The sequence below is a fragment of the Mesorhizobium sp. LNHC229A00 genome, assembly GCF_000502415.1.
Classification (GTDB): domain Bacteria; phylum Pseudomonadota; class Alphaproteobacteria; order Rhizobiales; family Rhizobiaceae; genus Mesorhizobium.
On sequence record NZ_AYWQ01000007.1, the window covers coordinates 191840 to 205643 of the forward strand.

Annotated in this window: 9 protein-coding genes and 1 tRNA gene; 8 read left to right on the forward strand and 2 right to left on the reverse strand. The window is 63.1% G+C overall.

Annotated features, from left to right (window positions below):
- Nucleotides 1–8 precede the first annotated feature (8 nt).
- Nucleotides 9–977 (forward strand): ABC transporter permease subunit, encoded by a 969-nt coding sequence (locus tag X742_RS152690; RefSeq protein WP_015316314.1) that lies wholly within the window; start codon nucleotides 9–11, stop codon nucleotides 975–977.
- On the forward strand, nucleotides 974–1792 hold the full coding sequence (locus X742_RS152685) for an ABC transporter permease subunit (protein WP_023772835.1): 819 nt from the start codon (nucleotides 974–976) through the stop codon (nucleotides 1790–1792). The genes X742_RS152690 and X742_RS152685 overlap by 4 nt, the downstream gene beginning before the upstream one ends.
- A 25-nt stretch (nucleotides 1793–1817) precedes the next feature.
- Here the strand turns inward: X742_RS152685 and X742_RS152680 are convergent, their stop codons facing one another.
- Nucleotides 1818–3671, reverse strand: coding sequence for an AsmA family protein (locus X742_RS152680; protein WP_023772836.1), 1854 nt, complete (start codon nucleotides 3669–3671; stop codon nucleotides 1818–1820).
- A gap of 204 nt (nucleotides 3672–3875) precedes the next feature.
- Here X742_RS152680 and X742_RS152675 point away from each other — a divergent pair, with 204 nt between their 5' ends.
- The gene (locus X742_RS152675) at nucleotides 3876–5834 is read left to right on the forward strand and encodes an acetoacetate--CoA ligase (RefSeq protein WP_023772837.1); all 1959 of its coding nucleotides are present in this window, start codon (nucleotides 3876–3878) and stop codon (nucleotides 5832–5834) included.
- Nucleotides 5835–6079: 245 nt separating this feature from the next.
- Here X742_RS152675 and X742_RS152670 read toward each other — a convergent pair whose 3' ends face one another.
- Complete coding sequence (locus tag X742_RS152670; protein ID WP_023772838.1) at nucleotides 6080–9976, reverse strand: PAS domain S-box protein; 3897 nt, start codon at nucleotides 9974–9976, stop codon at nucleotides 6080–6082.
- Nucleotides 9977–10218: 242 nt separating this feature from the next.
- Between X742_RS152670 and X742_RS152665 the strand changes: the two genes are divergently transcribed.
- From X742_RS152665 to X742_RS152650, 5 genes are all read left to right on the forward strand, one after another.
- A complete protein-coding gene (locus X742_RS152665) occupies nucleotides 10219–10677 on the forward strand; it encodes a phasin (protein WP_023772839.1) in 459 nt (152 codons plus the stop codon).
- 350 nt (nucleotides 10678–11027) lie between these two features.
- Nucleotides 11028–11104: transfer RNA gene (locus tag X742_RS152660), tRNA-His, on the forward strand.
- Nucleotides 11105–11277: 173 nt separating this feature from the next.
- Nucleotides 11278–11445, forward strand: a complete 168-nt coding sequence (locus X742_RS1000000175745; protein ID WP_023772840.1) for a hypothetical protein — start codon at nucleotides 11278–11280, stop codon at nucleotides 11443–11445.
- Between the two features lie 27 nt (nucleotides 11446–11472).
- Nucleotides 11473–12552, forward strand: coding sequence for an OmpA family protein (locus X742_RS152655; RefSeq protein WP_023772841.1), 1080 nt, complete (start codon nucleotides 11473–11475; stop codon nucleotides 12550–12552).
- A gap of 7 nt (nucleotides 12553–12559) precedes the next feature.
- Nucleotides 12560–13804, forward strand: coding sequence for a caspase domain-containing protein (locus X742_RS152650; RefSeq protein WP_023772842.1), 1245 nt, complete (start codon nucleotides 12560–12562; stop codon nucleotides 13802–13804).

Here is a 13804-nt window from a genome sequence, read left to right on the forward strand (position 1 = left end):
GGACGGCCATGTCCAACATCGCCGTTACCGATGCCGCCGCGCCACCCACTGCCGCCAATCCGTTCCTGACGCGGCTCGGTGCCGGCTTCGTCAGCCGGCTCGTCATCATCGTTCCCTATCTCTGGCTGCTGTTCTTCTTTCTTGTTCCCTTCGTCATCGTCTTCAAGATCTCGCTGTCGCAGACCGCTATCGCCATGCCGCCCTATACGCCGGTGCTCGATTTCAGGGACGGCGTTTCCGGTTTCTTCGCCGGCTTTCGCGACCTCAACTTCGACAATTATGTCTGGCTGACGCAGGACGCGCTCTATTTTAAGGCCTATCTCACCAGCGTCGTCATCGCAGCCATCTCGACGGTGCTGACCCTGCTGGTTGGCTATCCCATCGCCTATGGCATGGCCCGCGCTCCGGCGACAATCCGCCCGACATTGCTGATGCTGGTCATCCTGCCGTTCTGGACGTCGTTCCTGATCCGCGTCTATGCCTGGATCGGCATCCTCAAGCCCGAGGGACTGCTCAACCAGTTGCTCTTGTCGCTGCACATCATCAACCAGCCGCTGGTGATCCTCAACACCTACACGGCCATCTTCATCGGCATCGTCTATTCCTACCTGCCGTTTATGGTGCTGCCGCTTTACTCGTCGCTGGAAAAAATGGACTATTCGCTGATCGAGGCAGCCAAGGACCTCGGCTGCCCGCCGACGTCAGCCTTCTGGAAGATCACTTTTCCGCTGTCGCTGCCCGGCGTCATAGCCGGCTGCCTGCTGGTGTTCATCCCTGCCGTCGGCGAGTTCGTCATCCCCGATTTGCTCGGCGGCTCGCAGACGCTGATGATCGGCAAGACACTGTGGAACGAGTTTTTCGCCAATCGTGACTGGCCGGTGTCGTCGGCCGTCGCCGTCATCCTGCTGCTGCTGCTGATCGTACCGATCGTGTTGTTCCAGCATGCCCAGGCCCGCGCGCAGGAGCAGGACAAGTGAATACCACCTGGAGCCGCTTCAACATCACCTCGATCACGCTCGGTTTTGCCTTTCTCTATTTGCCGATCGTGCTGCTCGTCGTCTTCTCCTTCAACGAGTCCAAGCTCGTCACCGTCTGGGGCGGCTTTTCCACCAAATGGTACGTATCGCTGTTCCACAATCAGGGCCTGATGGACGCCGCATGGGTGACCATCCGCGTCGGTCTGATTTCAGCGACCGTGGCCACCGTTCTCGGCACAATGGGGGCCTTGGCGCTGACCCGCTACACACGCTTCCGGGGCAGGGTCCTGTTCTCCGGCATGATCTTCGCACCATTGGTCATGCCTGACGTCATTACCGGCCTGTCGCTGCTCCTGCTGTTTGTCGCCATCGGCATGGATCGCGGCATGACGACCGTGATCCTCGCGCATATCACCTTCACGATGTGCTTTGTCGCTGTTGTCGTGCAGTCGCGGCTTGTCAGCTTCGATCGCTCGCTGGAAGAAGCCGCCATGGATCTTGGCGCGCCGCCCGTGAAGACCTTTTTCCAGATCACCCTGCCAGTCATTCTGCCGGCGATCGTGTCCGGCTGGATGCTGGCCTTCACGCTGTCGCTGGACGACCTTGTCATCGCCAGCTTTGCTTCGGGCCCCGGCGCCACCACGCTGCCGATGAAGATCTACAGCCAGGTCCGCCTCGGTGTGACGCCGGAGATCAATGCCGCCTGCACCCTCCTGATCGCGATCGTCACGATTGGCGTCATCATCGCTTCGGTCGCCAATAAGCGGCGCGAGGTGCAGCGGCAGCTTGACGAGCGGGCCGCGCAGCGCGGTTAGAGCGTTTCAACTGAGCGGCCAGGCCTTATTCGCCCGAAACGCCGCGGCTGATGGGTGAAATGAACGGCGTGCTCCACGTGCCGCCGACGAAAAACGACGACTGGTTGGGTCCCTGCTGGCCGCTCTTCTGGGTTGCTGGCTGATCCGGCTGGATAACACCGCCCGACAGCGCCAGTCCGCGTCCTGCGTAGGATGCGATGCCGGAAAGCCAGATCTTGTATTTCGCCGAATTGGCCTCGGCCTTGTCCAGTCTGGCCACGCCTCGCGAAATGGTTGCCTTCACTTCGGCGCCATCGATGGGCAGCGTCCCGTCCGAGACATCGTCGAGCGCGAAGAAGCCGCCTTGTTCGGTATGCTTGAGAAAGGCCGGCAGGTTGAATTTGCTGAGCGCGCCAGGGCCAAAGGTCGCCGAGACCGAGCCGTCGGCGTTCTCAAAAACCGAATCCCAAGTCCTTCCTGGTCCCTTGAGGATGACCGAAACGGTGCCCGTGCCGACCGGCACCAGCCGGGTCATCCCGGCCGCGGTGCCGAACGCGCCGCCATCGACATCGGAAGCCAGCAGCCGGATCTCGACCTGGGTGCCCTCTGGCTTGCGGTCGAAGCGAAGGCTGGTCTGGATGTTGCCGCCGAAGGCGGAGGCGTCGGAGATGTCGAAGACGGAAAGGCCGTCCTTGACCTGCGCGGTGGCCGCGACATCGGCAAGCTGGATGCTCCCTGCCGTGGCATGCGCTGCCGACAGCCTGAGATCGAGGTTGACCCGGTCGGCGAAACTTGTGTCGATCTGACCTGGCTCGCCGCTGTTCGCCGGTCCCAGCGACGTGAAGGCGGATAGAAACGACCTGAGGTCGAGCGTGTCGAAGGCCAGCGTGCCCGAGATCACCGGCTGTGCCTCGCCAAGCGACACGTCCAGCGCACCCATGCCCGGATTGTTGTCTAGCGCCAGCGCCGTGTTCTCGAACTTGACGCGTCCGGCCGATGCCGTGACCTTGCTCGAGATGCTGACCGAGCCGATCGCGGCGCTCGGCGCGATGCCGGCCTGCGACCATTCCAGTACGCGGCGCAGCGAGGGGGCCGCGAATTTTACCTGGCCGTCGAAATAGGCGTTTTCGGACATGCTGGCCGTGCCGTCGAAGGAGAAGGTGGCCGGCGCCGCCTTGAAGGACAGGGTCAGCGGCGCCATGCCCCCGGCAAACAGCACCAGCGGCCTCGGCGAGGCGGCGTCCACGGTCACGCTTTCGCCACGCCAGATCCCGGTCGCGGACAGTGTCGCATTGCTGTTCATCGCCGCCCAGGTGGCCTGGCCGCTAAGACTGCTCAGGATCTCTTCATCCTTGCCGTTGACGGACGCCACCATGCGACCGTCCCTGAACTCCACGGTGCCGAAAGTGTCGGCCGGCAGCTTGTCGAGGTCGGGCTTGGCGGGGTCGGCGTTGACCAGGCCGCGAGCCGCGTCGATGGAGCGCGCGATGCGCCCGCCGGTCGGCGCCGTGGGCAGGAACAGACCGTCCGCCGTGCGCTGGACCCGGATCGTCGGCCGCACCAGCCGTGCCGTCGAAAACACCACGTCACCCTGCAATGCCGCCATGGCCGAGAGGTCGACCTCGACCCGTTCGGCTTCGACGACCGGCGGCGCATCGCCTTCGGTCCACTTCGACAGCGTCACATCGGTCAGGATCGCGCGGAATTTTGGCCAGACCTCGATGCGTGGCGATCCCTCGATGGCAACCCGAAAGCCGCTCCAGGCGCTCAATTCCCACGCGATGCGGTCACGCACGATCCGCGTCGAAGCGATCAGCGGCAGCGCCGCGATCACCAGAGCGATGACGATCGCGGCAGCGCCGATCGCCCATACTCCGCGGCGGATCAAGGATGATGGCATATAGCCCCGTATGCTTCCATTCCGACAAAACGAGCGTCCGACGGGTGTAACCCCCTGCCGTCACTACGACTTAGGGCCGACGCATTTCAAGTCATTATGGCCCGGCGATGGCATTTGCGCACACCTGACCGCATCGGCCCAACAAAATCTTGCTCTGCTGCGCCGCGATATGCATAAGCGATGGCGACCGTGGGAGGATCGATCATGGCTGGCGAAGTACCGCTCTGGACCCCGACACAAGACCAGATTGATGCCTCGCCGTTGACCGCTTTCATGAAGGCCGCGGCAGCAAGTACCGGCAGTCCATTCTCGTCCTATGCCGACCTCCACCGCTGGTCGGTCGAGAACCGGGAGGCGTTCTGGGATCTCGTCTGGGATTTCTGCGGTCTTGAAGGCGACAAGGGTGAACGACTGCTGCTCGACGGCGAGAAGATGCCCGGCGCCTCCTTCTTTCCGGACGCGTCGTTGAATTTCGCCGAAAACCTTCTGAAAAAGACCGGCGCCGGCGAGGCCATCGTCTTTCGCGGCGAGGACAAGGTCGAGAGGCGGCTGTCGTGGAATGAACTGCATGGCCTGGTCTCACGCCTGCAGCAGCTTTTCCTGTCGCTCAAGGTGAAGAAGGGTGACCGTATAGCGGCGATGATGCCCAACATGCCCGAGGCCGTCGCCGCCATGCTGGCCGCGGCCTCGATCGGGGCGGTGTGGTCATCCTGTTCTCCCGATTTCGGCGAGCAGGGCGTGCTCGATCGGTTCGGCCAGATCGAGCCCGTCATCTTCATCGCGCCGGACGGCTATTGGTACAATGGCAAGGCGATCGAGGTCGCCGACAAGGTCAAGGCGGTCGCGGCCAGGCTCGGCGGCGTCCGCAAAGTCCTGCTCGTCGACTATCTCGGCACCTCCGCCGACGTGGCTGATACCATCGACAAGGCGGTGGCGATGGAAGAGGCCCTGTCGCCCTTTGCCGCCAGGCCCGTCATCTTCGAGCGGCTGCCGTTTTCGCATCCGCTCTACATCCTGTTTTCGTCCGGTACCACCGGCGTTCCCAAATGCATCGTCCATTCCGCCGGCGGCACGCTCATTCAGCATGTCAAGGAACATCGGTTGCATGCCGGCCTCGGCGATGGCGATCGATTCTTCTATTTCACCACCTGCGGCTGGATGATGTGGAACTGGCTGGTTTCGGGCCTCGCGTCCGGCGCCACGTTGCTGCTCTACGACGGTTCTCCCTTCTATCCTGACGGCAATGTGCTGTTCGATTTCGCCGATGCCGAGAAGATGACCTTTCTCGGTACCTCGGCCAAGTTCATCGATTCCGTGCGCAAGGCCTGTCTCAAGCCGATCCGCAGCCATGATCTGTCGACGATACGGGCCATATCCTCCACCGGATCGCCGCTTTCCCCCGAGGATTTCCGCTTCGTCTATGATGGCATCAAGAAGGACGTGCACCTGGCCTCGGTGTCCGGCGGCACCGATATCGTCTCGTGCTTCGTGCTCGGCGTGCCGACCCAGCCGGTCTGGACCGGGGAGATCCAGGGGCCGGGCCTAGGCCTCGCCGTAGACGTCTGGGACGATGACGGCAAGCCGGTCCGGCAAGAGAAGGGGGAACTGGTATGCACCAGGGCGTTTCCGTCCATGCCGATCGGCTTCTGGAACGATCCCGACGGCAAGAAATACCAGGCGGCCTATTTCGAGCGTTTCGACAATGTCTGGTGCCATGGCGATTTCGCCGAATGGACCGATCATGGCGGCATGGTCATCCATGGCCGCTCCGACGCGACGCTCAACCCCGGCGGTGTGCGCATCGGCACCGCCGAGATCTACAACCAGGTCGAGCAGATGCCGGAAATCCTGGAGGCGCTGTGCATCGGCCAGGATTTCGACAATGATGTGCGCGTCGTGCTGTTCGTGCGGCTTGCCGCCGGTGTCAAGCTCGACGACGATCTCGAAAAGCGCATCCGGGCCAAGATCCGCGGCGGCGCCAGCCCACGCCATGTTCCGGCCAGGATCCTCGCCGTCTCCGACATCCCCCGCACCAAGTCGGGCAAGATCACCGAGCTTGCGGTGCGCGACGTGGTCCACGGCCGCGCCATCAAGAACAAGGAAGCGCTGGCCAACCCGGAAGCGCTGGAGCTGTTCCGCGACTTGCCGCAGCTCGCGCAATGAACGCGACCGGCATGGTTAACGAAATATGCCGCACGAATTTACCTAGATTTCATGAGTGGTACACATTCGTAAATTTTTTGCCGACCCGGTAAGGACTTGTTAAGGCCCGGCGTCGATAGTCGCACGTAACTTGAGGGAGAAATCCCGTTCCTCAGCCCCGAGGATCTGAATTCAGCTCAAGCCCCCGTTGTGACAGCAATCTCATTTCCTAAGGCGTCCTATTGGGCGCCTTTTTTCTTGGCTTGCTATTCCGCCAGCACCCGGGTCGAGGGGAACGCAACCTCCACCAGCGTGCCTTCGCCGGGCGTCGAATTGATGGTGAAGCGGGCGCGGTTGGCCTCCACCATCGCCTTGGTCAGCGGCAGGCCAAGGCCGGTGCCGTCGCCGCGCCCGCGCTTCAGCGCGTTGATCTGCTTGAACGGCTTCAGCGCCTGCTCGATCTCGGCCTGACTCATGCCGATGCCGGTGTCGCGCACCCGCATGACGACGTCGCCCGAGGTCTCGTAGGCGGTCGAGACGATCACCTGACCGCCAGCCTGGGTATAGCGCACGGCGTTGGACAGGATGTTGAGCGCGATCTGGCGCACGCTGCGCAGGTCGGCCACCACTTCCGGCAGCCGCGAGGCGAAGCTGGAGCGGATGATGACGCGTTCGCGGTTGGCCTGGGGCTGCATCATCGCCACGGTTTCGGCCAGCGTATCGTTGAGCGACACCGCCTCATAAGCCATTTCCTGCTGGCCGGCCTCGATCTTCGAGATATCCAGGAGGTCGTTGACCAGATCGAGCACGTGGTTGCCCGAGCGGTTGATATCGCGCAGATAATCGCGATAGCGGTCATTGGCCACCGGCCCGAACTTCTCGTCCACCATCAGTTCGGAAAAGCCGATGATGGCGTTGAGCGGCGTGCGGATCTCGTGGCTGATGCGGGCGAGGAAATCTGTCTTCTGCGAGGAGGCGCGTTCGGCCACCGCACGCGCCTGGGTGAGATCCTCTTCGGCCCGTTTCCACTGCGTTATGTCGCGCACCACGGCACAGAAGCCGCTGTCATTGGGCAATCGGCCGATGGTCATGAACAGCGGGATGAAGCGTCCCTGTGCTTCGCGGCCGATCACCTCGCGGCCGTCATTCAAGACGCTCGCCACACCAGGCTCCGACAGGCCGGTGAGATAGTCGCGCGCCGCGCGCTGGCTCTCGATGGCAAACAGCGAGGCGAACGGCTTGCCGGTCACCTCGTCGCTGTCGAAACCGAACAGCGCCTCGGCCGGGCGGCTGATCGAACGGATGGTGCCGTCGCTGCCGATCAGCACGACCCCGTCGGTGGCGGTGTCGATGATGGTGCGCATCTCGGCGATGCGTGCCTTGAGTTCGGAAATGTCGGGCTGCGTCGGCTCCTGGCCGATCGCGTGCGCCGCCGCCGGCGCATCATCCTCGCCGGAACGGCGAACGACCAGCATCAGGGCCTTGCCGTCGCGCCAGGGCACGGAGCGCAGGATGGCGTCGATCGGGAACTCCTGTCCGTCGCGCGTCTTCAGCCGCAGCGCCCGGTCGCTGCCGTCGGAGGCGCCGTCATCGGCATAGGGATCGGCAAACAAAGCGCCGAGGCCGCCCGCATCCTCCAGGTCCTCCAGCGTCGCGTACCCGGTCAGGTCGAGGAATTCCTCGTTGGCATAGTGCAACTGGTCGCCCGAATGGATGATCAGCGGCACCGGCAGCTTGCCAAGCAGCGATGTGTCGGGCGTCTTGTTTTCTGTGCCGACGGAAAAAGCCGACGGCATGAACCCTTCGGTCTTGAGCGGCGGTACGTGCAGGCGCGGCTGCTGGATGGGCGTCTCGGCCGCATGATGCGTTCTCTCGGTGGCCGCAACAGCATGATCGGCGGATGCAGTTGCTGCGTCGCCGCTCCAATCCTCGTCATCCTCAGCGTCGCGAAAATCGTCTGACGTCATGCTGTCGTCATCCGCCGGTGCCTGGGCAGGTTCTGCCTGCGCCACCGCCTCGCCATTCTCGGTCGTCGCCGCCTCTTTGTCGCTGTCGTCGGCGGCATAGTCCAGCAGGGAGCCCGAGGCCTGTGGCGGCGGGGATCCGGAGGCAGGCGCCTGTTGTTCTGCCTGGTCCGGTTGCGCACCGTCGAGCCGCGCCAGATCCCTCCGATCCTCGGCGTCGCTTGGGGAAAATTCGCCCGCATCCGGCTCGTCTTCCGCATCGGGCGCCGACATCTCATGCGCCGGGTCGCTCGCCGGTTCCTGGTTCGAATCTGCTGGCCCGGCATTCGGTTTGGCGATATCCGCCCGCGGCTTCGCATCGGTCTCCGGCTTGGCCGCGTCGTGCGGCCCGGGCAAAGACCCTGTTCCGGCACCTTGTTCCGCCTGCCTTGCCGGCTCGGCTGCTGCCGGCGGCTCCGCCGTGGAACTGTCTTTCTTCAGCCGCTCGCCGATCTCGCGGAATGCGCTGCGTTCCAGCGAGGACAGCCCCTTGTCGTTGGCAGGCTGCCGGTGTTCGGCCAACCGGATGACCTTGTCGGCAAAGCGCCGCTCCGGCTTCGGGACGATGGTCAGCGCCGGCACTTCGCCCTTGAACGGATCCGATGCCTTTGGCTCTTCGGCCTTCGAGTCTTCCGGCACTGTCTCCATGGCTTCCGGCTTGGGTGCCGCCGGCATTTCGCCATTCGGCACCAATGCCATGCCGATCGCCTCGGGATCGACGACCGCATCCCCGGTTCGCGCGACGCCGAAGCCGCGGAAGCCTTCGAAGGCGCGGCCGCGGCCATAGACAGGCAATGCCGCGAGGTCGACAGGGATCTTCAGGTCGGTACCGACGACCGGCCACAGCACCGAGCGGCCGGACCAGGTGTCGCGCCGCTCCAGCAGGCCGGCGATCTCACCGGATGCATCAAGGCCGAAGGCCGCCGCCACATCCCGGAAGCGCCGGCCGATCACGTCGGCGGCTGGATGGCCGACGAGATCGGCGAATTCTGGAGACAGGGCGCTAAACTTGCCCTCGGCGTCGGTCCGCCAGACAAAACGCATCGGTGCGGCCGAACGGTCTATGGTCCGGGTGGCCATGGTCGCGGTCGGTACTACGGGCGAGGTGGCCTGGTCCTGCTTTACGCTGTGCGCCGCAGCTTCGGTGCCGACCGCCTCTGTCACCCGTTTCGGTTCTGGCAAGGCTGGCGCGTCGTCTTCTCCGGCATTGAAATACCAATGATCGTGCTGGCCCGGCGTGCCCGCAACCGGCTGATCATTGTCGGCGGCAACGGGTGTAGACCCGGCCGGCTCCTCGATTTCCTGCGCTGTCGGTTCCGGCATATCGCCAGCCATTGGCTCGGAAGGGACGTGTTCGTGCTCGGTCGCGGCAGCTGTCGCCCCATTGTCCTGCCGAGGATCGGATCCTGTCGCGGCGGTTGCCGCCATCCGAACGCCAATCTCCTCGGCGCGGCTTTCCGTTGTCGCCGGCGAGCCGTCTGCCGGAGCCGCGCTGTCCTCGAGTTGGTCCTCGTCGATCACCACCAGCAGATGCCGCTCCGGCGTCAGCCGGGCGAGGCCGGCGGGGTAGGAGTTCATGCCGCCCCGAACGAGGCGCTTGACGATGCGCTCGCCCTGGGCCGCGACGTCGGCCACCAGGGCCGCCAATGTCGCGGGCTGGATGTCGAGCGCCGAAAACCCCTCCGAGGCGGCCTCGACATTGCCCTTGCCATCAATGAAGGCGATGAAATGGCCGTCTTCGGTAAAGCCGCTGATTGCCCGGCCGGCGATCTCGGCGGCACTGCGCGAGCCGGTCCGCGCGACCGGTACCGCCAGCATGATGGCATTCTCGCCATCGGGCAGCGTCACGGCACTGGCGAGAAAGCCGACGGCGCGACTGGTCATGCCGGTCGCAAGGCGCACGGTGATCGATCGATCGACGCCGATCTTGGGAAAACCGCTGGTCGCCATGATCTGGCGGCGTGCGATCAGCGGCAGCCGCGCCGAGGCCCCGATGATCGCTTCGATATCGGGATAGCCAAACATGGCGGCGCCTGGCCCGTTGGCCCAGATCACCTGCTCGAGGTCCACCGACAGGATCGCGATCGCGTCGCCGGCGGCAAACCGCAGGCGGACCCCGTCGAGCACGGCGACGTCGAGGAAGGAATATTCGGACGGCATGCGCTTGGCGAACCCTCACGGAGCGGCGAATTTGCAGTTAACGCTTTGTTAATAAAAGCCGCAGCCACGAAGGTCCACAAGCCAGAACGTGCAACGGCTGAATTTTGGCCGTTTGGTTAACGTCCGAAAACATTTTTTGTGCACTGCAACAAAGATATTGCAATGCACAAGATTTGCCTTTATATTGCCATCATACATGAACGAGACGGCTTTCTGTCAAAGCCGCTGCCAAAGGATGGAAAATGTCCAGGACCAAGACCGCCGAGACGATCGAAAACGTTGAATTCCCGAGCTTCGACGCTTCCAAGGCCACCGACCAGATGCGCGCTTTCGCCGAAAAGGGCGTTGAGCAGTCGAAGGAAGCCTACGCCAAGCTCAAGACCGGTGCCGAGGAGACCCAGAAGGCCCTGGAGTCGACCTATGAAACCGCCAAGGCTGTTTCCAGCGACCTGTCGCTCAAGACCATCACCGCGCTGCGCGCCAATGCCGAGGCCGGCTTCTCGCATCTCGAAGCTCTGATCGGCGCGAAGTCGCTGTCGGAAGTCGTCGAGCTGCAGACCGCGTTCCTGCGTAAGCGCGTCGAACTGACCGTCGAGCAGGCCAAGGACTTCCAGGCCGTTGCCTCGAAGGCGGCCGAGGACGTCTCGAAGCCGATCAAGACCGCCTTCGAGAAGGCGATCAAGGAAATCAAGGCCGCCTAATAGCGCATCGTCCGCGGATGCAACAAAAGGTCGCATTTTGTCGGACAAATAGATGTGAGATAGTGGCGATCAAGCGAGAATACCCGGCGAGTGGAACCTCCTCCCTCTGCTCTTCGGGGTGACCAGCCAGCACCTCCTCCCGCTGGCTCGTAACAGGAAAAGGCCGGCACCTCCTCCCGCCGGCCTTTTTCTTTGCCCGGCGAAAGGTGCGCCGCTGTAGGGAAGTGGCCTTTGCTTTGCAAAAGCCTTGAATTAGAATTGATAAGCCCGTAAGGACGCATCGCCGAACGAAAGAGCGGACCGCGGAGAGTGAACCTTCCACCCCGGTCCTCCTACTAACGTTAAGACGTGCCGTTGTAGCTCAGATGGTTAGAGCGCCGGATTGTGGATCCGGAGGTCGCTGGTTCGATCCCAGCCAACGGTACCACTGGTTTTCCATTAAACTATTGAATTATTGTGAAATTTTACCTTTGGCGGCAGGATTTGTATTAAATAGATATCGCAATTGGGACCCTTGCGGTCAGCCTGAAACTCGCGAGCTATCCAGCGACGGGAACCCTGTCCCTGCCGGATCGTGCCCTGTCGCCGGAGTCGAGCCTGATGGCGGATGAGGTCGACCAGCTGCGCTACGAACCCCGGATCGGTGCCGCCCAGCCGGCCGAGGTCGGCTTCGAGATCCGGGCCGACAGCAATTCATCCAGACCCGCCACGATGAAGCTGTCGCCAAGCAGTCGCAAGTGCTCTATGCTCCCGCTTGGTGTCGTGTAGATACGGTGGTCTGGGCAGGGGCGTTCCATGTTCAAAGTCGTCGCATTCTGGTGGAAAACCACAAACGCTCTTGGCGTGATCGTCGCGCTATCCAGCCTATTGCTCGGATCGCAAGTTGCCAGCGCCGCGCCGAACTGGACGCTCGATCCCGCCGCTTCGGTGATCACCTATCAGTCGGTCAAGAAGAACACGATTGTCGAAACCAACAAGATCAGGAACATCACCGGCACGCTTAGCGCGGCGGGCGATGCCAAGGTCAAGTTCGACCTCAATTCGGTCGATACCGGCGTCGACCTGCGCAATGTGCGCATGCGCTTCCTGTTCTTCGAGACATTCAAGTACCCGACCGCCGAGCTGACGGCGAAAGTGGATCCCGCCGCATTCGCCGATCTCGCGACAAAGCGCAGGGTGAAGGCAACCTTGCCGTTCCGTCTCAATCTGCACGGCGTCGACAAGGACCTCGAGGCCAGCGTCGTCGTCACCATGATTAGCGACGCTATGGTGTCGGTCGCTTCGGAGGCTCCGGTCGCTGTCCATGTCGAGGATTTTGGCCTGTTGCCGAACGTCGACAAGCTGCAGCAGGCCGCCAATGTCACTAACATCGTGCCCACCGCGTCGGTGTCGTTCGATTTCGTCTTCACCGCCGACGGCAGCCAGCCGGCCGCCACCCAGGCCGCCGCGGCGAGTTCGGCCGATGTAGGTCCGGTTGCTACGGATGCCGCCAAGGCGAACTTCAGCGACGAGGAATGCCTGAACAGGTTCGCCGTGCTTTCGCGCACCGGCGCCATCTACTTCCGGCCGGCCAGCGCGCGGCTCGATGCGAAAAGCCGTCCCTTGCTGACCGAGGTCGAAGGTGTCGTCGGAAAATGCCCAAGCCTGAAAGTCGAAGTCTCCGGTTATACCGATTCCGACGGCTCGCCGGACGCAAACAAACAGCTGTCGGAGCGGCGGGCCCAGGCTGTTGCTGACGCCGTCGTCGCCGCGGGCATCCCTCGCACGCAGATCACGGCGACCGGCTATGGCGAGGAACGGCCGGTTGCCGCCAACGATACGCCCAAGAACAAGGCTCTCAATCGGCGGATCGAGTTTTCCGCCACCAAGCTCTGAGGTTGCGGTGAGTCCCGACCTGATCGCCCGTTGCGGTGGCCTCTTTCGCGCCGCCGGGCTCGCGGCGCTCGCCCTGCTGTTGACTTTGACCGCCGCCAGCGCCGAGCGCCGCGTCGCACTTGTCCTAGGCAACGCGCAGTACCAGCACGCGGCGCCGCTCACCAATCCGGTGCGCGACGCCCAGGCCATGGCCGAACGCCTAAAGAAGCTCGACTTCGAGGTAGTTTCCGGCTTCGACCTGACCAAGCCGCAGACGCAGGCGACGATCGCCCAGTTCGCAAAACAGGTGCGCGGTGCCGATATCGCGCTGTTCTTCTACGCCGGCCACGGCTTGCAGGTCTCGGGCAAGAACTATCTGCTCCCGGTAGACGCCGCGCTGGAGGACGAGACCTCCCTCGACTTCGAGGCCGTGTCGGTTGATTTCGTTCTGCGCCAGATGTCACGGGAGACCAGCATCAGGCTGGTGTTTCTCGATGCTTGCCGCGACAATCCCCTTGCCGAGGTGCTGGCCAAGACCGCGGGCGTCCAGGGCGCGAGCAGTGGCCTGGCTGAGATCACGATCGAGAATGGTGGCGCCGGCACGCTCGTCGCATTCGCCGCCAGTCCCAATCAACTCGCCTATGACGGGTCGAGTGAACATTCGCCTTTCACCGCCGCACTGCTTCAGCACATTGGCGAATCCAACATCTCCATCACCGAGGCGATGAACAGGGTGACCGGCGACGTCTTCAAGGCAACCGCCGGCAAGCAGCGCCCCTGGATCAACGTTTCGCTGACCACGGAAGTCGTTCTGCACAAGGTCGATCTCAATGCGCCGTTGATCGTGGGCGAGGCAAGCAAACCTCAGACCGAAGGCGGCTCCGATGCCCGCAACACCGGCGCGGCAAGTGCATCAGGCCAAGGTGGCGACCAGCTTGCGCTCGATGTGCTGCGCCAGAAAATCCCCAAGCTGGCGTCGGACGCCCCGATCCTTTTTGACCATCCCATCGATTTCGGCGATGCGGCAATCGACGGCAAGAGCATCGCAGAGCTGATCAAGGGCAAGCCCCTGTTCAGTCCGGTGGAGGGATTGGACAAGTCGATCTGGGAGGGCAAGCATTGCGACGGCTGCCATGAATGGAACGAGGCCCGGCTGTGCGATCAGGCGAAGAATTTCGCCGCCAATGATGTCTCTGTTTTGCGCCTGCAACATCCCCTGGGAACACGCTTCAAGGTGGCGCTTGCCAGATGGGCGCAAGGCGGCTGCAAGTAG

What these genes read in the sequence shown, in the direction of transcription:
- X742_RS152675 (WP_023772837.1), top strand. Translation starts at nt 3,876, where the DNA reads ATGGCTGGCGAAGTACCGCTCTGGACCCCGACACAAGACCAGATTGAT.
- X742_RS152665 (WP_023772839.1), top strand. Translation starts at nt 10,219, where the DNA reads ATGTCCAGGACCAAGACCGCCGAGACGATCGAAAACGTTGAATTCCCG.
- X742_RS152670 (WP_023772838.1), bottom strand. Translation starts at nt 9,976, where the DNA reads ATGCCGTCCGAATATTCCTTCCTCGACGTCGCCGTGCTCGACGGGGTC.
- X742_RS152690 (WP_015316314.1), top strand. Translation starts at nt 9, where the DNA reads ATGTCCAACATCGCCGTTACCGATGCCGCCGCGCCACCCACTGCCGCC.
- X742_RS1000000175745 (WP_023772840.1), top strand. Translation starts at nt 11,278, where the DNA reads ATGGCGGATGAGGTCGACCAGCTGCGCTACGAACCCCGGATCGGTGCC.
- X742_RS152655 (WP_023772841.1), top strand. Translation starts at nt 11,473, where the DNA reads ATGTTCAAAGTCGTCGCATTCTGGTGGAAAACCACAAACGCTCTTGGC.
- X742_RS152680 (WP_023772836.1), bottom strand. Translation starts at nt 3,671, where the DNA reads ATGCCATCATCCTTGATCCGCCGCGGAGTATGGGCGATCGGCGCTGCC.